Below are 23237 nucleotides of genomic sequence, written 5' to 3'. Positions count from 1 at the left end.
CGATGAGCAACACCACTACAACGCCGATAATGGTCCAGCAAAGCATTATACCAAACGGCTACAAAAAAACCGCTATTGGAGTTATTCCAATGCATTGGGAAGTAAAACGATTAGGTCAGATAGGAGAATTAAAAAACGGAATAAATAAAGACAAAGACCAATTTGGTTTTGGGTTTCCATTAATCAATCTTAATGATGTGTTTGAAATAAATACAGACCACGACAAGGATTTTTCGTTGGTTAATTCAAATGAAAAAGAGCGAGAGAATTATTCTTTAGATAAAGGTGATGTGCTTTTTGTTAGGTCTTCTGTAAAAGCTACAGGAGTTGGTTTAACTTGTGTTATTTTAAATGATATAAAAGATGCTGTTTATAGTGGGTTTATCATTCGTTTTAGAGATAATCATTATTTAGATTTAAAATATAAAGTGCATTGTTTTTATGATCAAGGATTTAGAAATAGATTATTAGCAAAAAGTACAATTAGTGCTAATATCAATATCAATCAAGTAGCTTTAAATAGCTTACAACTTCCAATCCCACCATTACCCGAACAACAAAAAATAGCGGAAATACTATCTACTTGGGATGAAGCTATAACTATCACCAAAAAGTGCGTTAAGAAAATAACAAAAAGAAATAAAGGTTTAGCGCAACAATTGCTTACTAGCAAAAAAAGATTAAATGGGTTTAATGAGAAATGGGAAGTAAAAAAAATTAAAGATTTCTCAAAAGAGATATCTTCCAAAAATAAAGAAGATGAGGATTTGGTTGTTTTATCTTGTACTAAATACAATGGTTTAGTTCCTTCATTAGAATATTTTGGTAGAAAAATTTACAGTGATAATCTAAAAACGTACAAGATAGTAGAAAAGAATGTTTTTGCTTATGCTACTAATCATATTGAGGAAGGTTCTATTGGTTATCAAAGTAAGTATGAAAAAGCATTAATTAGCCCAATGTACACCGTTTTCAAAACAGAAGAAAAAATAAATGATGAGTTTCTTTTCAAAGTTTTAAAATCGAATACTTATATCCAAGAATATCAAAAAAGAATGGAAGGTTCTATTGATAGACGCGGTGGGTTAAGATGGCAAGAGTTTTCTAAAATTAAAGTTAGCGTTCCGTCATATGAAGAGCAAACAGCTATTGCATTAGCATTAGAAACCGCAGACCAAGAATTAAAAAGCTATCAAACCAAGCTAGAAGCATTGCAATTACAAAAGAAGGGATTAATGCAACAATTGCTAACAGGAAAAATAATAGTGAATGTAAATTAAGAAACTATGAGCACAACCTATAATATCTATATCGACGAAAGTTGTCATCTTGAACACGACAAATCAGAAGTGATGTGTATTGGCTATACAAAAATTAGCCTAGAAGATTACTCAAGCGTCAAGGAGGCAATAAAAGAAATCAAACTAAAACACAAATCTCCTACAGAAGTAAAGTGGAACCAACTTTCTATGTCACGTTGGGAATTGTACAAAGAATTAATTGATTTCTTTTTTGCCAGCACAATAGAGTTTAGAAGTGTACTCGTAAAAAATAAAAAAAATCTTGGTCCAGAAAGATATAATAGAGAAGATAAAAACAGCTTTTATTATCAAACATTAATTTTTTTACTAAACAACAAAGTTTCTTATGGTGAAGATGTTTACCGTGTTTATCTTGATGTTAAGGATACCAGAGGTAAAACAAGATTGGAATTATTACAAACGGAGTTATTAGAAAAACACAATGACAATTCACCATTCAAGTATTTCCAACATTTACATTCCAATGAAAATGAGCTTTTACAATTAACAGATTTATTTATTGGAGCAATTTGCTACAAATCAAGACCAGAATATAAAAATGAAAATGCTTCTAAAATAAAAAGAATGGTCGTTGATTATTTAGAAGCTAGTTCGGGTTACGTGTTAGATGATGGAACAGAGCCTTGGGAAACAAAATTCTTTATTGATGATTTTCAAGTAAAACCAAGAAAAAATGATTGATTTAGATGATCTTGAGGATTTATTTGACAATCTGGATGAAGTCAGTCCCACAGCAGTACAACTAGCTAAAATGTATGAAATATATAGAGATGATTTCGTTCACGATTATGTAGTAATTGATGGAAAAGAAATTACTTTAAAAAGTCAAAAAACGTGGTTAAAAGGATTTGAAGAATTGCCCGAAACATTTGTTCATTTACTAACAAGAGAACCTTCAAAGGGAAAACCAAGAACATTTGATAAGTTAAGAGCAAATAGGATACATTGGGGCAAACAAATATTAACTCAAAAGGATAATCCTAAAATTAAATATTTTGAAAAAGTAGATCAGGGATATTTAAAAAGACATTATTGGTTTGAAGAAAAAGACTTTGTTGTGATTCTAAAACCTGTGAGTGCAAATTTATTATTAGTTACAGCTTTCTATGTAGAAGCTCTAAAAAAGAAAGATTTTGAATGGGATTATAATAAGTATCGGGAAAGTTTGTAGCAAAAAAAAACCGCACTTCGGTGAATGCGGTCCACATTTACGGTTCTGTGGGCAACCACGTCCTTTACACTTTGTGCATTGACACTGCAAAGATAATAATAAATTCTAATAAAACAATAGTAGTACAAAAAAACGCTATTAATAAAGATAAAACAATAGATATGAGTACACCCTCTTTTATAGAAGATCATATAGCTCAACTTCCAGCTTTAAAACTATTAATGAATATAGGTTGGCAATACCTTACTCCTGATGAGGCTCTTGAAGCTAGAGGAAATAGGACTTCTAATGTACTACTAGAAGATATTCTAAAAGAACAACTACGCAAAATAAACAAGATAGAATACAAGCAAAAAGAGTTTGAATTTTCAGATACTAATATAAGTAATGGTTTATTAGCATTAAGAGATTTACCTGTACAAGATGGTTATATTGCAGCTAATAAAGCTTATTATGAACTAATAACATTAGGTAAAAGTTTAGAACAAACCGTTCTTGGCGACAAAAAGAGTTTCTCTTTTCAATATATAGATTGGAAAAACCTTGAAAATAACACCTATCACGTTACCGAAGAGTTTAGTGTCTTGCGTTCAGAAAGAAACGACCATTATCGACCTGATATAGTTTTGTTTATAAATGGCATTCCTATGGTTGTTATTGAATGTAAAAGTCCAATAATAAAGGAACCTATTGATAAAGGCATTGAACAACATCAACGCAATCAGCAAGACGATGGTATTCGTTCATTATATCTATATTCCAATGTACTAATGTCTATTGCGGTAAACGATGCAAAGTTTGCAACAACAGCAACACCAAAAGAGTTTTGGAGTTTTTGGAAAGAATTGTTTAAAACCAAAGAAGAACAAACGCTTTGGGAAGATACTATTTCCGAAATCAAAACGAAATCAGTAAACAAAGAAGATTGGAACAAATTAATTGATTGGCACGAAAAGAGAAATGAGTTTATTGCCAATGTGGTCGATAATGCAGAGACTGTAACAGAACAAGACAAGCTAATTTTTAGTTTTTGCCAACCCAAGCGACTATTAGATTTAATATTCAATTACATTGTGTATGATGATGGGGTGAAAAAGATAACGAGATATCAGCAGTATTTTGGGATTAAAAATACATTAGCTCGTTTAAGTACTAAAACAAATAACAAGTATAATGGAGGTGTAATTTGGCATACGCAAGGAAGCGGAAAATCATTAACGATGGTAATGTTGGCACAAATGATTGCTGCACATCCTAACATCAAAAACCCTAAAATTATATTAGTAACAGATCGTATCGATTTAGATAGCCAAATAACCGAAACATTTCAAAAGTGTCAGTTTCCTGTAGAAAATGCAGAAGTTGGAGCTTCAAAAGAAATCATCAAAAAATTAAAAGGCGAAAAACTGTCGGATAAAGATTTTGATAAACTTAAAAAAGACAAGAGTTTACTAAATCTTATAGCAGAACCAGGTGATGCAGTAATAACAACTTTAATTCACAAATTCAAAGCGGCGGTTGATGCTTCGGTAACTCCTTTTTTATCTTCTGAAATCTTTGTATTAGTAGACGAAGGGCATCGTAGTCAATACGGTTCATTCAATGTAAGAATGCAACAAGTTTTCCCAAATGCTTGTTTTATAGCATTTACAGGGACGCCATTGATGAAGAAAGAAAAAAGTACCGCTAATAAATTTGGAGGCTTAATTGATGTGTATTCTATTAATGATGCAGTTGCTGATGGTGCAGTAGTTCCTTTATTGTATGAAGGAAGACACAATCTTATTGAGGTAAATGACAATCCAATAGATAATTATTTTAATAAAATTTCAGAACCATTAACAGTTTATGGTAAAGCAGCTTTAAAAAGAAAGTACAGCAGTAAAAATATGCTGAATAAAGCAGACCAAATAATTTATGCAAGAGCGTGGGATATTGTGGATCATTTTGTAGACAATTGGCAGGGGACAGTTTTTAAAGGACAATTAGTAGCACCAAATAAAGCAACTGCAATCAAATACAAAGAATATTTTGATGAGATAGGAAAAATAACTTCCGAAGTAATTATTTCAGCACCTGACACACGTGAAGGAGAAGAAGATGCCTTTGATAAAGCTGATGATAAAGTAAAAGCATTTTGGAAAGCTAAAATGGATAAATACGGCACTACTGAAAAGTATGAAAAATCTATTATTAGTGCATTTAAAAAGCAAGATGAACCCGAAATCATTATTGTTGTCGATAAACTATTAACTGGTTTTGATGCTCCAAGAAACATTGTATTATACATAACACGAGGTTTAAAAGAACACACCCTATTACAAGCAATTGCAAGGGTGAATAGATTGCACGACGGTAAAAAATATGGATATATCATTGATTATTATGGTAACCTCGAAAATTTAGACAAAGCTTTAGAAACCTATTCGGGTGATAATGCTTATGATGAAGAAGATTTGGCAGGTACATTTACCAATATCAACGATGAAATAAAAAAATTACCCCAAGCACATTCAGAAGTATGGGATATTTTTAAAACAGTAGCAAATAAATACGATGAACCTGCTTATGAAGTATTATTACAAGATGAAGAAATTAGACATAATTTTTATGAAAAAGTGTCTGCATTTGCACTATTACTAAAACTAGCATTATCTAGTTATGAGTTTGAAACCAAGACGCCTGATAAAGTAATTGCTAAATACAAAAAGGATTTAAAATTCTTTTTAGAATTAAGAATTTCCGTTAAAAGAAGATACTCCGACGAAGCGGATTATGCAGCTTACGAACCTCAAATTCAAAAGTTAATAGACAAGCATATTACTACAGAGGGCGATATGCTTCGCATAACTGATTTAGTAAATATTTTTGATAAAGAACAAAGAGAAGCAGAAGTTGAAAAATTAACAGGTAAAGCAGCAAAGGCAGACCACATAGCTAGTAGAACAATTAAAGCTATTAACGTTAAAATAAATGAAGATCCCATTTATTATAAAAACCTGTCGGCCTTAATTAGAGAAACTATTGAAAGTTATAGGCTAGAACGTATTTTAGAAGCTGAATACTTACGAAAAGTAAAAGAATATGAAGCAGAGTTTTTAAGTGGTAAAAGAAGCAATATTCCGACCGAATTAAATGGAAATGATACTGGTATAGCAATATACAATTTAGTAAAAGACATTCTTAAAAATGAATTAGGAACAAAACCCGAAATAGCGACAGAAATAGCAGTTGAAATTGATACTATCATTCGTTCAATAGTATATGAAGATGATATATTAATAATTGATTGGCAAAACAAAACGGATATTGAAGGGAAAATTAAAATTGCTATTGATGATTATATTTTTGATTTAAAGTCAAAATATGGATTAGAAATTTCATTCAAACAGATAGATGATATCGTAGAACAAGGATTGAATATTGCTAAAATCAAATTTACATAATGATTACGAATAGCAAAAATATCAAATACGGCACAAAAGAAATCAGCTATGAACTAATTTTTCAAGAAAGGAAAACACTAGGTATAAAAGTATTTCCTGAAGGTTCGGTAAAAGTGTATGCCCCAAATGAAACTACTAATGAAAAAATTGAAGAAAAAGTAAAAGAAAAAGCACGTTGGATAATCAAGCAACAAAATGAATTTCAATCGTATCTTCCATTAACTCCGAAAAGGCAATATATCAATGGCGAAACACATTTGTATTTAGGAAGACAATATATTTTACATTCAGAAATAGCAAAAGTAAACCAAGTTAAAGTCTATCGTGGTAAGCTGATAGTAAATCATAAAGCTAATACCAAAATTGAAACAGTTGTCAGGAATTGGTATAAAGAAAAAGCAATTGAACATTTCACCTCGGTATTAGATGAAAAAATCTGCTTATTTTCTAAATACAATATTGAAAAGCCAACTATTGAAATTAGAACAATGAATAAACGCTGGGGAAGCTGTACTGTAAAAGGTAAGGTGATATTAAATCCTGAATTAATAAAAGCACCAAAAGGAAGTATTGAATATGTAATAATACACGAGTTATGCCATTTAGTACATCACAATCACACTAAATCATTTTATGATTTACAAGAAAAAATGATGCCCGATTGGAAAAGGTGGAAAACAAAGTTAGAATATAGTTTGGTGTAATTTAATAGCAAGCAACATGGGATTTGAAAAATCAACTTAAGTCATAACTTATTTAATTTTTTCAAATTAGCCATAAAATAGTTTGTAGTCCCACCAAGAAACGGAGTTTCTTTATATCTACTAAAAATGAATTAAAAACAAAAGTTTAGCTTCGCTCTTTGAAGAGTTACAAAAATAACACAAATGTTGTGCAAATGTCTCTAACTTTGCGCCCGTTGCTATAATCCACAATTAATAGTTATGTGATAAAAGTTGTATATTGTAATTTCAAATTCAATATAAATATAGAAAAGCGTCCTAATATTAGGTCGTTTTTTTGTTTTAGATTTTCACTTTTTCACTTACCCAATTCTTATCCACCTGAACTCGATTATTATTGTATTTTACATTTCGCTCCTATGGAGCTCACAATGTTCTTAACTCCTTTTGATTTCTATGAATATATCGCCATTTTGTGGCTCCATTTAGTATTAAGCAAGTTTTTTGAATCCCGCTCTTTAAAGCGATGCAGGAACAACACAAATCTCTCTGACTTTATGCCCGTTCTTATAATCAACAACAAATAGTTTTGTATCAAAAGCTGTATATTAAAACTATACTATTTGAAAGAAGGTTATGGACTATTAAATAATTTTCTTAATCCCAGGAATTAATAAAATGGTGGATCCGAGTCCAAAACTGCCTGCAACTGTAAATGGAGCTATAACCAAAAGTTTTATGGCTGGATCAATTGCCCAGTTTCTTATGAGCAGCGTTAAACTAATTATTACAAGTGGATGAAAGATGTAAACCACAAAATTACTTCGGGCTATTTTTGTGAGAAAGGCTGATGTGGTGTTCCAACTTTTTCTTCCTTTTATAAGAAATACTATTAAGATAGAAATTCCAATCCATTGTTCCCAAATTGCATATACTAATGATTGCCAATGAAAACCTCCTGAATACCATGAAATTGGCATATTTAATTTGGCTCGTATGAAGAAAAATATGGGAAAGAATAATAAACAGAATCCGATTGATTTTTTTAAATACTTTCTGGTTTGGTCCGTAAGCTGTTCGAACCAATTGTTTCTGGATGCCATTATTCCGACTATAAATAATGCTATATATTGTGTAAAGTGTCCTAACTGAAAACCAAGTGGTTTGAGAACCCATCCTACCGGAAATATAATTCTAACTATAAAACTAATTGTGCCTATAATTACCGCAAATGAAAGTATTTGGAATGTTCCCGGTGCAGGAAGTGATTTTGAAAAATCGGTTTTGAAAAACTTCTGCATTAAAACATAAATCATGGTAAAGAACAACAATGCTGCAACGAACCACATTACTCCAAAATCGATCCAGCTATCGTAACCTGAAAGATATTGCAAGAATGTTATATGCTGTTGTTTTGCAAAATAATAGACTAAATAGCTCAAAAAAGGCGAGAGAATAAAGCAATAAAACAGTAAAGGAATTCCGAGCCTGATAAGGCGATCTTTTATAAATTGTGTTGTTCCTTTTTTGTAATAAGAAGAATCAGTAAAGTAAGCAGCAAGCAGGAAGAAAAAACCCATGAAAAAAGATTGGTTTATGCTCACAAACATTGTCATTGGTACAAGTGCACCAAAGCAAGTTGTTTTTTGAGTCCAATACCAGCCACCAGAACCTCCGTAAGTGATAACGGTATGATGCAGAATGACCAATATCGTCAATATCGTTTTGATAGTATCAATATAAAATAATTTGCTTGAAGAGCTTGAATTCGGTTTTGTGGTAACGGTTGCAGTTGACATCATAAATTTGGTTTTGTGTTATTGATGGCAAACCTACAACAAGAAAAGGCAGACGTGGTAAGGCTTGTTACTGGTAACTAGCTTTTGTGACGAGCAACAAGATTATGCAATGTATTTGGTGCGAAGCTCTTGATAGTAAGTATTGAAACTATCAATTTGTTTTCTGGAAACCGGAACTTTTAAGTTGGTTTCATTAAAAGATAAAATATAACCCTGAGAATTTCCGGATACTTTTTCGACTTTAAACATATTCACTAAATAGGTTCTGTGGCATCTGAAAAAGTGTGGATAATCTGCTATTTGAGTTTCAAATTGAGTTAAAGAAATTCGTTTTACTTCTGTGGTGATTTGATTTTCTTTTGATTTAGTTAATTCGATATAATTGCCATCTGCTTTTGCGAATAGTAATTCGTCAATGTCCAGGCTAAAATCATCTTGTTTTACCTGTGTGCTAATAAAAAGAGGTGTTTTTAAAGTTATTTTTTCAGCTTCAATAGCCAACGGGATAAACTGAAGAACAAATGGCGCTCCTTTTTTTGATTCAAAATAGAAACTTAATAATCTTAAAAAGAAGTAGAAAAATACACCCGCAATTAAACAATTTCTAATTTCTTCATAGAAATAATTCCAAGACCAATTATTTGGATTTCTATAAAGTAAATCACGCATTAAAAAACTTGTTGCGCCAATTAACAGTAACAAAGTTCCAATGTGAATGTATTCTTTAAGCAGCGTCCATTTCGTTTGTTTTTTTCTTTTTCTAAAATAATTCAATACTCCAAAATAAGCGAATAAAATAAAAGCAGGAGCAAAGGCATGGAAAAAACAAATAAACAGATAATGCATCTTAAGTTCCGGATCATACACTCCAAATGGTTTAAATAATAAAAGAAACGACAAAAGAATAAAAAACACTACAACCGAATTTTTGAAAAGATTTTGAGTTTGATATCTTTTGGGATATTCAACTGCTTTTCTTAGATGTTCTGTATTAATGTAAAATCCTAACATGATTTTTTTGTTTTGGTTAAAAATACAAAAAATAGGTTCTGTAAAATTATATGTTTTTCAGATTAATATCCTCGAAAAATATTCGAACCAAACAAAAATATCGTTAATTAATGTATAAGGGGTTTTATTTGCTTTACAGGTTGATTCTGACCTGCAGATTTTATTGTAAAAAGAAATAGTATAGCTGAATTCAACTGTTTTTTCATAAAGACATTTATTTTTCAATAAATATATTTTAATAATACGTTCATTATGAAAATATTGACTCATTAATTTTTTAAAAATAACAAGAATACTACATTTTTTTTTTGAAATAAAAAAAGCTGTCTATTTATAGACAGCTTTAGAGGAAATTACTTTTAGTGTTTTTATTAAAACATTTAGAAGTATTTTGAATTAATCAATTTTTGCCAAATGTGATTCAATACGTTCTCTGTCGGACTCATATTGTGCTGGAAGTTTTAAGTTTTTACCTAATTCTTCTAAACTTTCATCATATGTAAATCCAGGATTTTCTGTTGCTAATTCAAACAAAACACCACCTGGCTCTCTAAAGTATAGGGAGTGGAAATACTGTCTGTCAATTTGATGTGTGATTGATAATCCGAAAGATTCTACTTTTTCACGGAAATGCATCAATACTTCATCATTTTTTACACGGAAAGCCACGTGATGAACAGTTCCATTGGCGACATGTCCATGTTTTTCATCTTCTAATTCTACCAAGTCAACAATCGCTGCGGTTTCTACAGTATCAGTTGCATAGCGATAGCGATTTACCTCTTGTTCAATCAATTTATAGCCAAATATTTCAGTTAAGATAGCTGCAGTTGCTTTGATATTTTTTAAAGTCAAAGTAACATTATGAAACCCTTTTGTGGCAACATCTGCTTTTATCTCATCGGTTTCCCACGCTTTTCGGGTATCCTCAGTTTTAGATTCGATTAATTCCAGTTTTAGTCCATCTGGATCTAAAAAAGGAAGGTGTTTTTCTCCAAATCTTTCAGATGGTTTATTGTAAATTACATTATGTTCATCAAAACGTTTTTGCCAAAAATCAAGACTTCCTTTTGGTACAGAATATCCAATTTCTGTTGCCATTCCTGAGCCTTTTCTACCTTGCTGAATTCCTTCTCCCCAAGGGAAAAAGGTCAAGATTGTTCCAGCACTTCCAACTTCATCCCCAAAATAAAAATGGTAAGTTCCCGGGTCGTCAAAATTGACCGTTTTTTTAATAAAGCGTAATCCTAATATTTTTGAATAAAAGTTAAAGTTGCGTTTAGCGTCACCTGCAATTGCTGTAATGTGATGTAATCCTAAAATTTGATTTTCCATGATATATTGTTTTTATGTGGTTATTGATTTCTTATTCAAATTTACTTCTTAAATAACTGATTGTCAGTTAATCTAGATTAAGAAATGAAAATCCTTAATCTTAGAGCTAGTTAATATACAAATAGCATGCCTTTGAGATTAACAAGTTGTAATTCAGTTAATTGATGTAAAATAGTTAATTTTAATTATACGGCATTTCGTAATTTTATTAGCCGAATAGCTTGTTATTTGGTATAAAAATTGTTATTTTATGAAGACTATTCTTTAAATTTACATTTTAGTAAATAAACAGTGTATCAATAAAAATTTATGAAGAATCAAATAGAGCAAACAGCAGATGTAATGAACAGACTGCAAGAAAGAGAAAGAGAACAAATGACGATTTTGTCTATTTGTAAAGCACTTTCTGAGGCTTTAACTAAAGAAGATTTTCAGAAAGTTGTTAGCAGTTTACTAAAAGAAACTTTCCAATTTGATGATTTCATTTTGGCATCAACCGATGAAAATGAAATAGAATATAAGCTATTCAGCCAATTTTCACAGATAAAATCCTCAGAAAGTCAAACCTATACTTTATGTGATGGTTTTTTTGATGTTTGTTTAAATTCTGCCGAAACGGTTGTTTTCGATTTAAAAACTTTAATAGATAAAAAAAATAATTTTCCAAATTATATAAAATGGCTACAGGATAAAGGTCTCAAAAATGGTATAGGGATTTGTCTTCCTTATACAAAGGGTAATAGAAATGTTCTTTTTCTCTTTTTTAAGAACAGTATCACTTTTAGCAGGGAATCCAACCGTATCATTAAAGGAATTGCCATGCAACTTTCAATATCGGTCAGAAATATTTTGATGGCAGAAGAATATGAAAGGAAGATTGCGAATTTGAAGTTTTTGGAAAATAATTTAAACGAAAAGAAAACAGAAAATTCAGATTCAGAAATAAAAGGTTTTCAAGGTATATTGGGGAATAGTAATACAATGCAAAACATATATGAACTGATTACTAATGTTGCAGGAACTCATTCTACGGTCTTAATTGCAGGCGAAACCGGAACAGGTAAAGAACTCGTTGCAAGTACTATTCATGATTTGTCAGCTGTTGCTAAAAAAAGAATGGTTAAAGTGAATTGTGCGTCGATTCCTGAAAACCTAATTGAAAGCGAATTATTTGGTCATGAAAAAGGAAGCTTTACGGGCGCAACAGATTTAAGAATTGGAAAATTTGAGCAAGCTGAAAACAGTACTATTTTTTTGGATGAAATAGGGGAGTTGCCTTTAGAATTACAAGGAAAATTGCTACGCGTTTTACAAGAAAAGGAAATAGAAAGAATTGGTGGGAAAAATATAATCAAGATAAATGTACGAGTAATTGCGGCGACAAATAGATATCTGGAAAAAGAAGTTGCCGAAGGACGTTTTAGAAGAGACCTTTATTATCGCTTAAATGTATATCCAATTCTTTTACCTGCTTTAAGAGAACGAAAAGAAGATATTACTGAATTAGCTAATTTCTTTTTAGAAAAACACTCCAAAAAATCAGGAAAAAAAATAAAAGGTTTTTCTAAAAAAGTTCTTAATAGTATGGTTGCAAATTCCTGGCCTGGAAATGTAAGGGAATTAGAGAATATGGTAGAAAGAAGTGTTTTGTTTGCCAAAGAAGATGTAATAAAAGAAATGAATTTCCCAGAAATATTCAAAACAGATTCTGTAACAAATGAAAATGAATTTTACACAAAAACATTGCAAGAAGTAGAGAAGGAGCATATTTTAACAGTTGTAAAAAAATGTAACGGGAAAATTTCAGGACCACAAGGCGCGGCTGTTTTATTAGGTTTACCAGGAACAACTTTAATTTCAAAAATGCAGAAATTAGGAATTAAGAAAAAGCATTTTTAGGTTACAGATTTCAGTTTACAAATCTCAATCAAAGTCCTTGCTAGGAACGAAGCAATCTCAATAAAATAGCACACAGATTGGACGGATTAAACTGATTTACACGGATTTTTTTAATTGTAAAACTATATATAACAACAAAACTCACGATTTAAATCATCGACTAAAATCTTAGCAACTTAGAATCTTAGTCACTTAGTTTTATAAATATTGATTTTCGCAATTTTGGTTCAATGTTTTTAGTTTTGTGCCCTTTTCCAGTTGTATCTTCCATCAATAAAATTGAACCTGTATTAAAACTTCTTTTCTCTCCTAAAGAAGTTTCTATTTCTACGCCACCTTCCAACAAAACAATATATTGTCGGGCTGGAGCATTATGAAAATCATAATCATAAGAAGGACTAACTTCCCTAAAAACAATTGATTTTACAGGTTCATCATCAGATAAAAATCCAATATCTCCATTGTTTTTCAACGGAACTTCAAAGTCTTCAAAATGACTTTCACCATTGCTGTCGCTATAAACACGTGTGATTTGTATCATTACTTTTTATTAAAAATAAGTTTATTAGCCCAATCAATTTCGTCCTGACTTATCGTATGTCCCATATTGTCATAGATTTTTTTGGTAACTGAAGCGCCCATTTTTTGAAGAAGTGCTTCAGTTTCATTCACTCTTTCCACAGGAACATGAAAATCCGGGTCACTTGTTCCGATGAAAATCGGTGTATTTCCAAAATTTCCAGCATAATGATCTTGATAAACTTTATCACCAATAAGTCCGCCCGTAAAGGCAACAACTCCACCATATTTAGCAGCATTTCTAGCTGTAAATTCTAAAGCAAGACAAGCACCTTGTGAAAATCCTAAGAAATAAATATTCTCTTTTTCAATTCCATTTTGCTGAATGGCTACTACAGTCTGATGAATAGCATCGAGTGATTTTGAAAATGAAGGTTCATTCTCTTCAATTGGAACTAAAAAAGAATAAGGATACCAAGTTCTGTTCTCAGCCTGAGGAGCGACTAATGCAAAATCTTCAACTTTAAGATGTCTCGCCACCGAAAGAATGTCGTGAGCTCCTGCACCACGTCCGTGAAGTAGTATTAGGGCTTTTTTTGCCTCATTTAAAGGGACTCCGTCTGTTATAACTTCTAAACTCATAATTTGATTTATTTAAAATTATTTTTTATGACTATCTAGTTTGCTGACTAAACACAATTTTGGCACGCAGATTTTAGCAGATTTATTTAAAAAAAAATCTGATTCCTTTTTATTATTAGCATACATGATTAATGCAATTTCTCAATAATACTTTTATTTTCTTTGCTTCTCTGCACCTTTGCGTGAAATTGGGCTCGCAAAGGCGCAGAGACGGAAAGTTTATTTTCAATAGGTGACTTTTAGGGTAAATTACGGTCAACCATTTTATTTTTTCCAAATATCTTGGTATTCGTCTGGATGTCTTTTGAATTGTGCATGTACATACGGACAAAGTGGTACAACCTTTAGATTATTGGCACGAACATAAGCAGTCATTTCGTCTAAAAGTTTCTTTGCATAGCCTTTTCCTTCAGCTTCGGGGGCAACTTCTGTATGATAAACGGTTAGCAAATTGTTTGTAATGCTAATAACCATTTCGCCTAGCTTTTTATCATCTATATACAGATTAAAAGCTCCTTCGCGTTTTTCGTTTAATTCTAATTTTATCCTTTCCATATTTTAATTATATTCTTGTTTTATACCTAGTTTTTTTATTTTTGAATACAAAGTTTGTGGCTGCATTTCTAAAAGTTCTGCAGCACCTCCAATTCCTGAAACCTTCCCATCGCTGGCTTGTAATGCATTCAAGATGTGTTCTTTTTCCATTTCTTCCATTGCTTTTATTTTTCCAGAACTTTCTTGAACAGGATTGGTAAAATTGGAAAAATTGGTTGGAAGGTCAAATTTTTCAATTTCATTCGTTTTAGCGAGCAAAACATTTCTTTCTATCAAATGTTCTAATTCCCGAATATTACCCGGCCAATCATATTTCATTAATTGATTCAAGGCTAATTCACTAATTGTTGTGACATTTTTTCGAGAATTAGCAGCGTATTTTTTTAGAAAATAATTAGCCAATGCTTCAATATCTTCTTTGCGTTCTCTTAAGGATGGTAATTGTATTGGGAATACGTTTAGTCTGTAATATAAATCAAGTCTAAAACGTCCTTCGGCAACTTCTTTTTCCAGACATCTATTGGTTGCTGCTACAATGCGGACATTCACTTTAATTGTTTTATTTCCGCCAAGTCTCTGGATTTCTTTTTCTTGCAGTACCCGTAATAATTTTACTTGCGAATCAAGTGGCAATTCGCCAATTTCATCGAGGAAAATGGTTCCTTCATTTGCCTGTTCAAACTTTCCTGTTCTTAAACTATTGGCACCTGTAAAAGCGCCTTTTTCATGTCCAAAAAGTTCTGATTCTATCAATGAATGAGGTAAAGCGGCACAGTTTACAACTACAATTGGATTTGATTTATGTTTAGAAAGATTGTGTATTGTGTGCGCCACTCTTTCTTTTCCAGTACCACTTTCTCCTAAAACCAAAACTGAAGTTTCTGTTGGGGCTACAATTTTTATTTTCTCAATTACCTCTTTTAAGAGATTATTTTCTCCAATAATTCCCTCAATTTCTTCAGTTGTGATTTTATTTGAAACTTCTGTAGATGTTCCTTTTTCCTGCTCAAATCGATACTTGGCAATGTCCAACATTACAAAAAGGTCTCTTTCTCGAAAAGGCTTTACCATAAATCCATAAGGATCCGTGGCTTTAACAGCTTCAAGCGTCGACTGGTTGGTATTGGCGGAAATATATAGAAAGGGTAATTGCTGTTCTCTCAATTCCCTAGCCAAATCAATTCCTGTAAGATTGCCTTTCAACATGATGTCAAGAAATACCCAGTCTGGTCTTTTGGTTTCGATTAATTTTCGAGCCTGTATGACCGAAGATGCAATTCCAGTTACTTCATAACCCGATTTTAGCAACATCAATTTTAAGTCATTGGCGACTATAAATTCATCTTCAACTATTAGAATCTTCTCTTTCATTGCTTAATTTAAATGTTTTCAGAATTGTCTAGTGAAATTTTAAATTCTGTATTTCTAGTAAATGTAACTGTGATTTTTAATCCATTGGTATTATCCATCTCAAAGATAGCATCAATTTGATTAGATAAACCAACGATGAGATTCATTCCAAACGATTTTTCCTGCTCTATTTCAAAATCTTCAGGAAGACCTATTCCATTATCTGAAATTATTAATTGATAATTATTCTTTTCTATATTCTTAAGCGAAATATAAACATTTCCTTTTTCTTCTAAAGGATAAGCATGTTTAATCGCATTATTTAAAACTTCATTTATAATCAATCCAAGCGGAACAGCCTGAACAACATCCAGATATACTTTTTCTGTATCTAAAATAAAATTTATTTTTGTTTTTGTGTCTAAACATTCTTTCATTTTTTTGACCAATTCATAAATATACCATGACATATCCAAATACGAAAGAGTATCAGATTCATATAACTTTTGATGTATCAGTGACATTGCATACATTCTATATTGACTTTCCTTAATAGCAATAAATGCATCTTGATTTTCTAAATAAGAAGATTGTGAGTTTAATAAACTAATAACAATTTGGAGATTATTTTTTACCCGATGATGAATTTCTTTTAATAACCATTCTTTTTCGCCTAATAATTTTTCTAGAATTTCTTTTTGTTGACTAATCTCTAGTTGCTTGTTGTAAAGCATTTTATCGTTCCGTTGTTTAAGTCTATACGTATTGAAAATTAAACCCGTAACAGCTAAAAGTGCCAAAATATTTTTTGATTTATAAAAAGTATCATTGTTTACTTCCCACTCAAACATGGCGTTTTGAATATCCGATTTACTACCAGTACGATTTAAATTGTTTTTTTTGGATTGAGCATACGTATAATCTGTTACCATGTAAAATAAAATTACAAAGTAAAGCCAAGTAAAACGATTCAATCTCTCTCTTTCTTTACGCATATTGCCAAATTTTATATCAAGTAGTTGTTTCGGCTAATTAAATGGTAAATTATACTTTCCGTACAATGCCTTATTTTCAATGCTTTTAGCAAAATATGGTGTTTCACCTATGTTGTGTTCATGAGAGGCTTGTTGTCTAGCTTGTGCAGCTTGTTCTAAAGTAATTCCACGTAATTTGATGAATTCTAGAAAATCTGGTGTAGCAGTTCCATGGATTTCATTGGTATATCTACAGGTATTATCATCAATTTTTTCAACTTTCAATTCCCAAAGAACCTGAACATTTGAACGGCCATTTACAGAAATTGTATCCGAAATAGAAAGCATCCGGCAATAATCAGCTCGATGTTCTACGGCAACATAATGTTGAATAACCAGAGCTGAACCAATTGTTTCGACATTAATTGTCATTGGCTGACCGTCAAAAGTTGAAGTCGTGCCAGCAGCAATATGGTCTTTTGAACAACGCTGATATTCCGCATCTGGTAAATTCAGCAGCCAATCTGAAATATTTATCTTCTCGATAGGAGCATTAATTATAGCGCTTACTTTTGATGCTGATAAAGCATTTTGTGGGGTTTGAATTATTTCCATATTTCTCGTTTTTAGTTGATTTAAGTATTTTTTAAATAACAAATAATCATTGCTATACCTGGAAAAATTAAAGTTCCTAAGCCACAAAACTTTCCAGTAATCGCACCTAGAAAACAACCTGTAAGAAATCCAAAAATTGTAACTAATTGTTTTTTAAAACTAAGCAGTGTTTCTAAATCTTTTATTCCATTTTTTAATAGATTTCCCAAATCAAGAGAAGCCTGTGTAACATTCCCCGTCATCATTGTTGTTGGTCCGTACGTTTCTTTGCTGCACAATTTTCCAAAAGCATTTTGAAGTCCCATTGCAAATACTGTTGTCATGGCAACCGTGTACATAGTCCATTCTGAATAAAAGCCAAATAAATCAGCAACATATATCAAACTACCACTTAAAAACAATAGTAAGCCTTCCCAAAATAAAATGGTATAATGACTTGTACTTTTCAATGCAATTCTTCCACCAATCATAACAGCAATTATAAATACAGGGAAAGTCAGTAGTTTTACCCAAGTATGTAAATCATAACCTTTGATGATTTGATAGGCAAAGACAATAAAGTTACCCGTAACATGCGCAGAAAATATTGAATCTGCTGCTACAAAAGTTACGGTGTCGCAATACCCTGCTATCATTGTAAGAAGCAGGGTTACGTACCAAATATTTTTTTGTATTTCCATAATTTGTTTTAGTTCAAGTGAGCACGAAGCATCCAAGCCATTTTTTCGTGAGTTTCTAAAAGCCCTGTAATGTAATCGCTTGTTCCAGCATCGCGTAATTCTGCAGCAAAATTGTTAATGTTTTCGCGCAGGTGAATCAAGATACTTTCATGGTCAGAAAGCAATTCTTTGATATAACTTAAACTATCATTTTTATTACTTGATTCTTCTGTAAGATGCGTTAGCGCCAAATATTCTTTTAATGTTCCTGGAGCATAATGACCTAAAGTTCTAATTCTTTCTGCAACAGCATCTACAATTTCGTCAAGTGCTTCGTATTGTTGTTCGAAGAAAAGATGTTTGTTATAAAAATCTGCACCTTCAACATTCCAATGTGCTTTTTTTGTTTTGTTATAAAGTACGAATTCGTCTGCAAGAACTTTAGTTAATACATCTACAACTTTTGAGATGCTTTCTTGTTTAATTCCGATGTTTGCTTTCATTTTAAATTAAGTTTAATAAATAATAATCGAGTGAATATTTTCCAGCACCGAGTGCCAGAATTAGTAATAAAGAGATAGTGTACATATAGGGAGCGTCGCGTACTTCGAGAGAATCTTTTCCATGAACAATAAAATAGCCTACAGCAGTTACACCAATAGTTGGCATTACAGCAAGTCTGGTTCCAAGACCAAGAATAACAAGAAAAGGAACTACAGTATCTGAAAATGTAGCTACTAATCCGTTTAGTTTTTCAGGCAAATGAAAAGGATTCGGAACGTGTTCTCTTTGTCCGTTCTCCACTCGGAACTTTTTCATTCCATGCACTCTAAAAAGTTCTATCGCAAGTAAAACTCTAAAGAATAAAAGTGCCAGATTATTGAAAGATGTTCCTAAATCTGAATAAAGAATTTGTTTTAGAATGTCAATCATTTTTTAAGATTTAAAATGCAAAACAGGAACAGCCCAATGCTCCCCAAAATGCGTTATAATTATTTACCGGAACATTGCTCATTCTGGCAATATCATGGCTGTGAGCGTGAACATCACAACTTCCGCTACAACTGTGTATTTGAGAAGTCAAACCTGGTTTTGCATCAACTTTTGAGTTCTTTTCGATGGCACTTTGCAAATTGCTTCTCGTTGGATAACCGTTATAAATATTAGTTGGCGACCAATCTGGTAAAATTGGAATATGCGGTGGCGAAAAGGATGAAAAATCACCATTAGCGTACACAATTTTCCCATCAACAATAGTTAAATCAGCTTCTATTTTTTTAATATCTTCCTCATTAATAGAAAAATAATCTCGGTCTAAAACCACTAAATCTGCAAACATTCCCGTTTTGATATCGCCTTTCTTTGCTTGTTCCTGCGAAAACCAAGCACTTCCTCTGGTGTACAATTCCAACGCAGTTTCCCTGCTCAATCTCGTTTCGTTATACAATTGCAAACCTCCAACCGTTTTTCCAACCGTCATCCAATACATGGAAACCCAGGGATTATAACTGCTTACTCTCGTCGCATCAGAACCCGCACCTACAGGAACTTCCATTTCGAGCATTTTCTTTATTGGAGGTGTATTTTCGGCTGCTTTTGCACCATATCTGTCTGTGAAATATTCTCCCTGATACGCCATTCTGCTTTGAACGGCAATTCCACCGCCTAAATTTTTAACGCGTTCGATATTTCGTTCGTCAATCGTTTCTGCATGGTCAAAAATCCAAGTAAGTCCGTTGAATGGAACATCCTGATTAACCTTTTCGAAAACATTCAGAAATCTCGAAATACTTTCATTATAAGTGGCATGAAGTCTGAACGGCCAGCGATTTTCTACTAGAAGCCGAATCACTTTCTCTAATTCTGCTTCCATAGTTTCTGGAAGGTCTGGTCTTGGCTGGATAAAATCTTCAAAATCAGCAGCCGAAAAAACTAGCATTTCACCAGCACCATTATGACGGTACATATCATCTCCCTGATATAATTTTACAGTACTTATCCAATCTTCAAAATCTTCAAATTCGTGTTTTGGCTTCTGTGTAAAAAGATTATAAGCAATTCGTACCGTAAGCTGTTTCTTTTCATTCAATTCATTGACAACTTTATAATCGTCGGGGAAATTCTGAAAACCGCCACCTGCATCAATAACGCTTGTTATTCCAAAGCGATTCAATTCTTTCATGAAATGACGCGTTGAATTGATCTGATGTTCAAAGGAAAGAGCCGGACCTTTTGCCAAAGTCGAATATAAAATCATCGCATTTGGAGTTGCAATAATCAGCCCGGTTGGCTCGCCATTGGCATCACGTTCTATTTGTCCTCCAGGAGGGGCAGGTGTGTTTTTAGTATAACCAACCGCTTTCAAAGCGGCTCTGTTCATAATGGCTCGATCATACAAATGCAGAATAAAAACTGGAGTTTCTGGAGCAATTGAATTGATTTCGCCCAAAGTTGGCATTCTGCGTTCAGCAAATTGAAATTCAGACCAGCCACCAACAACACGGACCCATTGTGGGGTTGGTGTGCGGTCAACTTGTTCTTTTAGCATTCGTAACGCATCTGCAAGCGAAGGAACGCCGTCCCAACGCAATTCCAAATTGTAATTTAAACCTCCACGAATGAGATGAATATGCGAATCGTTGATTCCTGGAACAACTCTTTTATTTTGGAGGTCAATTATTTTAGTTTCTTCAGATGTAAATCCCATTACAAACTCATCGCTTCCAACTGCTATAAATTTGCCGTCTTTGATTGCCACAGCGGAAGTGTTTGGGGTTTCTGCATTAAAACTATGAATTTTACCGTTGAATAAAATTAAATCTGCTTTCATAAAATTTTATTTTAATGAGTTGAAAGTTTTCTAATCATTTCTGATGAAATCGAGTCAGCATAGGCTCCAAAAGCACTAGTTAAAACACCTTTAACATTGTAGATTTCTGATGTTATTCCATAGACAATATCTTCATCTCCAGGGTCAGTATCTCCTTCAAAACGAAATAGATATTCTATCGAAAATTCTTCAGGAGACATGGATTGTTTGTTATTGTTGAATAAGATACAATCATCATCAAGATTAAAGTCATGTGTAAATCCTTCCCGATTGAGCCATTGCAAAGCTTCGGTCACGGTATCAAATGAGGGTTGCTGGGATAAGTTCATGGTTGTTAAATTTTTAATTAGTAAAGCACATTCTTTATTAACCAAACAACATGCCTTTTTATCTAATATATTGATAGTCAACACTTTATTTATTTTGTTGCATTTTTTACATTACGCTATTTCGTAAATTTATTGATAGAGGCTATTATATTGTAATAATGGTTAGTAACAAAAAAGAGTATTTTAATACTTTAACTGATTATGGTTTTGTTTTATAAAATTACGAAATATCGCAAAATAATAATATTTACACAATTTATAAGTTTTTATTAATCAGTATATTATATAAAAAGGCATGCCGTTTGGATATTAAGAATCGAATTGTAAAAATTAATATCTAAAACCAAATTAAAATGAAAACAAATGCAAAATTTATCAGGACGTTAAAAAGGACTTTAATGATGGCCACATTAACTGTGACTTCATTATTTTCTACAGAAATGAACGCACAAACAAAAGGAAACGAAAAACCAACTATCGTTTTTGTACACGGAGTATGGGCAGATGCAACATCTTCTTGGCATAGTCAGATTTTGGCTCTGCAGGCAAAAGGATACGAAGTTTTGGCGGTACAAAATCCAGTTACTTCGCTTGCAGATGATGTTGCTGCAACCAAAAGAGCCATTAGTTTAGCCAAAGGAAAAGTAATTTTGGTGGGACATTCCTGGGGTGGATACGTGATTACCCAAGCAGGAAATGACCCAAAAGTAATTGGCTTGGTTTATATCGCAGCTTATGCACCCGATTTGGGGGAAACAATTCCTGTATTATCTGCAAATGGTCCTGCTACCAAATTGGGCGATTATTTTTCTGCAACAGATGGGTTTGCTTACTTATCCGAAGAAGGTGTAAAAAAGGTTTTTGCACAAGATTTAACACCAATTCAGCAGAAAGAAATTTTTGCCATCCAAGTACCTGCATCGCTAAGTATTTTTGGAGATAAAAGTGGTGAACCTGCCTGGAAAACTAAACCAAGTTGGTACATTGTAGCAAAAGACGACAAAGGATTGCATCCTGATTTAGAAAGGTTTATGGCAAAAAGAATAAAAGCCAAAATCACCGAAATTGAAGCAAGCCATGTGGTAATGGTGTCGCATCCAAAAGAAGTTTTGGCAGTGATAGAAGATGCCATAAAATCAACAAAATAATCTATTAATCTTAAATCAAATACAAATGAGTACACTTAAATTAAAAGACGGAGCAGAACTTTTTTACAAAGATTGGGGAACAGGGCAGCCTATTGTTTTTCATCATGGCTGGCCATTATCAAGTGATGATTGGGACGCACAAATGATGTTTTTCCTTAAAGAAGGATTCAGAGTTATTGCTCATGATCGCCGTGGACATGGTCGGTCTAGCCAAAGCTCTGAAGGAAATAATATGAATACTTATGCATCCGATATCGCTGAACTTACAGCTGCCCTTGACTTAAAGAATGCAATTCATGTTGGTCATTCAACTGGTGGTGGCGAAGTAATCCGTTATACTGCTAAATACGGAAAAGAACGTGTAGCAAAAGCTGTAATAATTAGTGCAGTAACACCAATAATGATTAAAAACGAAGACAACCCAGAAGGTGTACCATTATCTATTTTTGATGAAATCCGAGAAGGCACTGGTTTTAATAGAGCGCAATATTTTTATGATTTCCCAATCCCTTTCTATGGGTGGAATCGTGAAGGTACTACAGTTCAGGAAGGGATTAAACACAATTGGTGGCGTCAAGGAATGATGGGTTCTGTGTTAGCACATTATGAAGGTATAAAAGCTTTCTCTGAATCTGATTTTACAGAAGATCTTAAGAGTTTAGACATTCCGGTTCTTGTACTTCATGGTGAAGATGATCAGATCGTACCTTTTTATCAAGCACCAAAAGCCGCTAAACTTTTGAAAAACGGAAAATTAATTTCGTATCCAGGTTTTCCTCATGGTATGCCAACAACGGAGGCAGAAACAATCAATAAAGATATTTTGGCTTTTATAAAGTCGTAACTTATCAATTGATAATATAGATTGAAATAATAAAAAAAAGCTGCCAATTATGTGTATTTGGCAGCTTTTTTTAATTTTATTAAGATAGTCTGAAAAATTTATCTCC

Annotated in this window: 22 protein-coding genes; 8 read left to right on the top strand and 14 right to left on the bottom strand. The window is 32.6% G+C overall.

Annotated elements, in window-relative coordinates; genetic code table 11:
• The first annotated feature begins 2 nt into the window (after positions 1 to 2).
• From CLU82_RS19750 to CLU82_RS19730, 5 genes are all read left to right on the top strand, one after another.
• A complete protein-coding gene (locus CLU82_RS19750; RefSeq protein ID WP_198520247.1) occupies positions 3 to 1280 on the top strand; it encodes a restriction endonuclease subunit S in 1278 nt (425 codons plus the stop codon).
• 6 nt (positions 1281 to 1286) lie between these two features.
• Complete coding sequence (locus CLU82_RS19745) at positions 1287 to 2003, top strand: DUF3800 domain-containing protein (RefSeq protein ID WP_100844718.1); 717 nt, start codon at positions 1287 to 1289, stop codon at positions 2001 to 2003.
• A complete protein-coding gene (locus CLU82_RS19740) occupies positions 1996 to 2493 on the top strand; it encodes a hypothetical protein (protein WP_100844717.1) in 498 nt (165 codons plus the stop codon). The genes CLU82_RS19745 and CLU82_RS19740 overlap by 8 nt, the downstream gene beginning before the upstream one ends.
• Before the next feature lie 161 nt (positions 2494 to 2654).
• Positions 2655 to 5939, top strand: a complete 3285-nt coding sequence (locus CLU82_RS19735) for an HsdR family type I site-specific deoxyribonuclease (protein ID WP_100845091.1) — start codon at positions 2655 to 2657, stop codon at positions 5937 to 5939.
• Positions 5939 to 6643 (top strand): M48 family metallopeptidase, encoded by a 705-nt coding sequence (locus tag CLU82_RS19730; RefSeq protein WP_100844716.1) that lies wholly within the window; start codon positions 5939 to 5941, stop codon positions 6641 to 6643. Before CLU82_RS19735 ends, CLU82_RS19730 begins: the two co-directional genes overlap by 1 nt.
• Positions 6644 to 7266: 623 nt before the next feature.
• Here CLU82_RS19730 and CLU82_RS19725 read toward each other — a convergent pair.
• The 3 genes from CLU82_RS19725 to CLU82_RS19715 form a co-directional block, all read right to left on the bottom strand.
• Positions 7267 to 8424 (bottom strand): acyltransferase, encoded by a 1158-nt coding sequence (locus tag CLU82_RS19725; protein ID WP_100844715.1) that lies wholly within the window; start codon positions 8422 to 8424, stop codon positions 7267 to 7269.
• A 99-nt stretch (positions 8425 to 8523) separates the two neighbouring features.
• On the bottom strand, positions 8524 to 9432 hold the full coding sequence (locus tag CLU82_RS19720) for a LytTR family DNA-binding domain-containing protein (RefSeq protein ID WP_100844714.1): 909 nt from the start codon (positions 9430 to 9432) through the stop codon (positions 8524 to 8526).
• A 396-nt stretch (positions 9433 to 9828) separates the two neighbouring features.
• Positions 9829 to 10767: a ring-cleaving dioxygenase gene (locus tag CLU82_RS19715; protein WP_100844713.1), complete on the bottom strand. Its 939-nt coding sequence runs from the start codon at positions 10765 to 10767 to the stop codon at positions 9829 to 9831.
• Between the two features lie 309 nt (positions 10768 to 11076).
• Between CLU82_RS19715 and CLU82_RS19710 the strand changes: the two genes are divergently transcribed.
• Positions 11077 to 12666, top strand: coding sequence for a sigma-54-dependent Fis family transcriptional regulator (locus tag CLU82_RS19710; protein ID WP_100844712.1), 1590 nt, complete (start codon positions 11077 to 11079; stop codon positions 12664 to 12666).
• Positions 12667 to 12850: 184 nt separating this feature from the next.
• On the opposite strand, the gene CLU82_RS19705 is transcribed toward CLU82_RS19710, so the two are convergent.
• The 11 genes from CLU82_RS19705 to CLU82_RS19655 form a co-directional block, all read right to left on the bottom strand.
• A complete protein-coding gene (locus CLU82_RS19705) occupies positions 12851 to 13207 on the bottom strand; it encodes a hypothetical protein (RefSeq protein WP_100844711.1) in 357 nt (118 codons plus the stop codon).
• Complete coding sequence (locus CLU82_RS19700) at positions 13207 to 13827, bottom strand: alpha/beta hydrolase (protein WP_100844710.1); 621 nt, start codon at positions 13825 to 13827, stop codon at positions 13207 to 13209. Before CLU82_RS19700 ends, CLU82_RS19705 begins: the two co-directional genes overlap by 1 nt.
• A 264-nt stretch (positions 13828 to 14091) precedes the next feature.
• Complete coding sequence (locus CLU82_RS19695) at positions 14092 to 14382, bottom strand: GNAT family N-acetyltransferase (RefSeq protein ID WP_100844709.1); 291 nt, start codon at positions 14380 to 14382, stop codon at positions 14092 to 14094.
• Between the two features lie 3 nt (positions 14383 to 14385).
• Entirely contained in the window at positions 14386 to 15753 is a 1368-nt protein-coding gene (locus CLU82_RS19690; RefSeq protein ID WP_100844708.1) for a sigma-54 dependent transcriptional regulator, read from the bottom strand.
• Between the two features lie 8 nt (positions 15754 to 15761).
• Positions 15762 to 16727 (bottom strand): sensor histidine kinase, encoded by a 966-nt coding sequence (locus CLU82_RS19685; protein ID WP_100844707.1) that lies wholly within the window; start codon positions 16725 to 16727, stop codon positions 15762 to 15764.
• 33 nt (positions 16728 to 16760) lie between these two features.
• Positions 16761 to 17321: a hypothetical protein gene (locus CLU82_RS19680; RefSeq protein ID WP_100845090.1), complete on the bottom strand. Its 561-nt coding sequence runs from the start codon at positions 17319 to 17321 to the stop codon at positions 16761 to 16763.
• Positions 17322 to 17341: 20 nt separating this feature from the next.
• Positions 17342 to 18001 (bottom strand): YoaK family protein, encoded by a 660-nt coding sequence (locus CLU82_RS19675; protein WP_100844706.1) that lies wholly within the window; start codon positions 17999 to 18001, stop codon positions 17342 to 17344.
• 8 nt (positions 18002 to 18009) lie between these two features.
• A complete protein-coding gene (locus CLU82_RS19670; protein WP_100844705.1) occupies positions 18010 to 18483 on the bottom strand; it encodes a Dps family protein in 474 nt (157 codons plus the stop codon).
• A 1-nt stretch (position 18484) separates the two neighbouring features.
• Positions 18485 to 18913, bottom strand: coding sequence for a DoxX family protein (locus CLU82_RS19665; RefSeq protein WP_100844704.1), 429 nt, complete (start codon positions 18911 to 18913; stop codon positions 18485 to 18487).
• A gap of 10 nt (positions 18914 to 18923) precedes the next feature.
• Entirely contained in the window at positions 18924 to 20810 is a 1887-nt protein-coding gene (locus CLU82_RS19660) for an amidohydrolase (protein WP_100844703.1), read from the bottom strand.
• Between the two features lie 11 nt (positions 20811 to 20821).
• Positions 20822 to 21139, bottom strand: coding sequence for a phosphoribosylpyrophosphate synthetase (locus CLU82_RS19655; protein WP_100844702.1), 318 nt, complete (start codon positions 21137 to 21139; stop codon positions 20822 to 20824).
• A gap of 353 nt (positions 21140 to 21492) precedes the next feature.
• Between CLU82_RS19655 and CLU82_RS19650 the strand changes: the two genes are divergently transcribed.
• Both CLU82_RS19650 and CLU82_RS19645 read left to right on the top strand, forming a co-directional pair.
• Positions 21493 to 22287, top strand: a complete 795-nt coding sequence (locus CLU82_RS19650; protein WP_100844701.1) for an alpha/beta fold hydrolase — start codon at positions 21493 to 21495, stop codon at positions 22285 to 22287.
• Between the two features lie 25 nt (positions 22288 to 22312).
• Complete coding sequence (locus CLU82_RS19645; protein ID WP_100844700.1) at positions 22313 to 23131, top strand: alpha/beta fold hydrolase; 819 nt, start codon at positions 22313 to 22315, stop codon at positions 23129 to 23131.
• The last annotated feature ends 106 nt before the right edge of the window (positions 23132 to 23237 follow it).

The sequence above is a fragment of the Flavobacterium sp. 5 genome (assembly GCF_002813295.1).
Taxonomy (GTDB): Bacteria; Bacteroidota; Bacteroidia; order Flavobacteriales; family Flavobacteriaceae; genus Flavobacterium.
This window is presented reverse-complemented; position numbering and strand designations above follow the sequence as displayed.

What these genes read in the sequence shown, in the direction of transcription:
- CLU82_RS19660 (WP_100844703.1), bottom strand. Translation starts at nt 20,810, where the DNA reads ATGAAAGCAGATTTAATTTTATTCAACGGTAAAATTCATAGTTTTAAT.
- CLU82_RS19735 (WP_100845091.1), top strand. Translation starts at nt 2,655, where the DNA reads ATGAGTACACCCTCTTTTATAGAAGATCATATAGCTCAACTTCCAGCT.
- CLU82_RS19680 (WP_100845090.1), bottom strand. Translation starts at nt 17,321, where the DNA reads ATGGAAATAATTCAAACCCCACAAAATGCTTTATCAGCATCAAAAGTA.
- CLU82_RS19670 (WP_100844705.1), bottom strand. Translation starts at nt 18,483, where the DNA reads ATGAAAGCAAACATCGGAATTAAACAAGAAAGCATCTCAAAAGTTGTA.
- CLU82_RS19685 (WP_100844707.1), bottom strand. Translation starts at nt 16,727, where the DNA reads ATGCGTAAAGAAAGAGAGAGATTGAATCGTTTTACTTGGCTTTACTTT.
- CLU82_RS19730 (WP_100844716.1), top strand. Translation starts at nt 5,939, where the DNA reads ATGATTACGAATAGCAAAAATATCAAATACGGCACAAAAGAAATCAGC.
- CLU82_RS19700 (WP_100844710.1), bottom strand. Translation starts at nt 13,827, where the DNA reads ATGAGTTTAGAAGTTATAACAGACGGAGTCCCTTTAAATGAGGCAAAA.
- CLU82_RS19705 (WP_100844711.1), bottom strand. Translation starts at nt 13,207, where the DNA reads ATGATACAAATCACACGTGTTTATAGCGACAGCAATGGTGAAAGTCAT.
- CLU82_RS19690 (WP_100844708.1), bottom strand. Translation starts at nt 15,753, where the DNA reads ATGAAAGAGAAGATTCTAATAGTTGAAGATGAATTTATAGTCGCCAAT.
- CLU82_RS19675 (WP_100844706.1), bottom strand. Translation starts at nt 18,001, where the DNA reads ATGGAAATACAAAAAAATATTTGGTACGTAACCCTGCTTCTTACAATG.
- CLU82_RS19725 (WP_100844715.1), bottom strand. Translation starts at nt 8,424, where the DNA reads ATGATGTCAACTGCAACCGTTACCACAAAACCGAATTCAAGCTCTTCA.
- CLU82_RS19655 (WP_100844702.1), bottom strand. Translation starts at nt 21,139, where the DNA reads ATGAACTTATCCCAGCAACCCTCATTTGATACCGTGACCGAAGCTTTG.
- CLU82_RS19745 (WP_100844718.1), top strand. Translation starts at nt 1,287, where the DNA reads ATGAGCACAACCTATAATATCTATATCGACGAAAGTTGTCATCTTGAA.
- CLU82_RS19720 (WP_100844714.1), bottom strand. Translation starts at nt 9,432, where the DNA reads ATGTTAGGATTTTACATTAATACAGAACATCTAAGAAAAGCAGTTGAA.
- CLU82_RS19740 (WP_100844717.1), top strand. Translation starts at nt 1,996, where the DNA reads ATGATTGATTTAGATGATCTTGAGGATTTATTTGACAATCTGGATGAA.
- CLU82_RS19710 (WP_100844712.1), top strand. Translation starts at nt 11,077, where the DNA reads ATGAAGAATCAAATAGAGCAAACAGCAGATGTAATGAACAGACTGCAA.
- CLU82_RS19650 (WP_100844701.1), top strand. Translation starts at nt 21,493, where the DNA reads ATGAAAACAAATGCAAAATTTATCAGGACGTTAAAAAGGACTTTAATG.
- CLU82_RS19665 (WP_100844704.1), bottom strand. Translation starts at nt 18,913, where the DNA reads ATGATTGACATTCTAAAACAAATTCTTTATTCAGATTTAGGAACATCT.
- CLU82_RS19695 (WP_100844709.1), bottom strand. Translation starts at nt 14,382, where the DNA reads ATGGAAAGGATAAAATTAGAATTAAACGAAAAACGCGAAGGAGCTTTT.
- CLU82_RS19645 (WP_100844700.1), top strand. Translation starts at nt 22,313, where the DNA reads ATGAGTACACTTAAATTAAAAGACGGAGCAGAACTTTTTTACAAAGAT.
- CLU82_RS19715 (WP_100844713.1), bottom strand. Translation starts at nt 10,767, where the DNA reads ATGGAAAATCAAATTTTAGGATTACATCACATTACAGCAATTGCAGGT.
- CLU82_RS19750 (WP_198520247.1), top strand. Translation starts at nt 3, where the DNA reads ATGAGCAACACCACTACAACGCCGATAATGGTCCAGCAAAGCATTATA.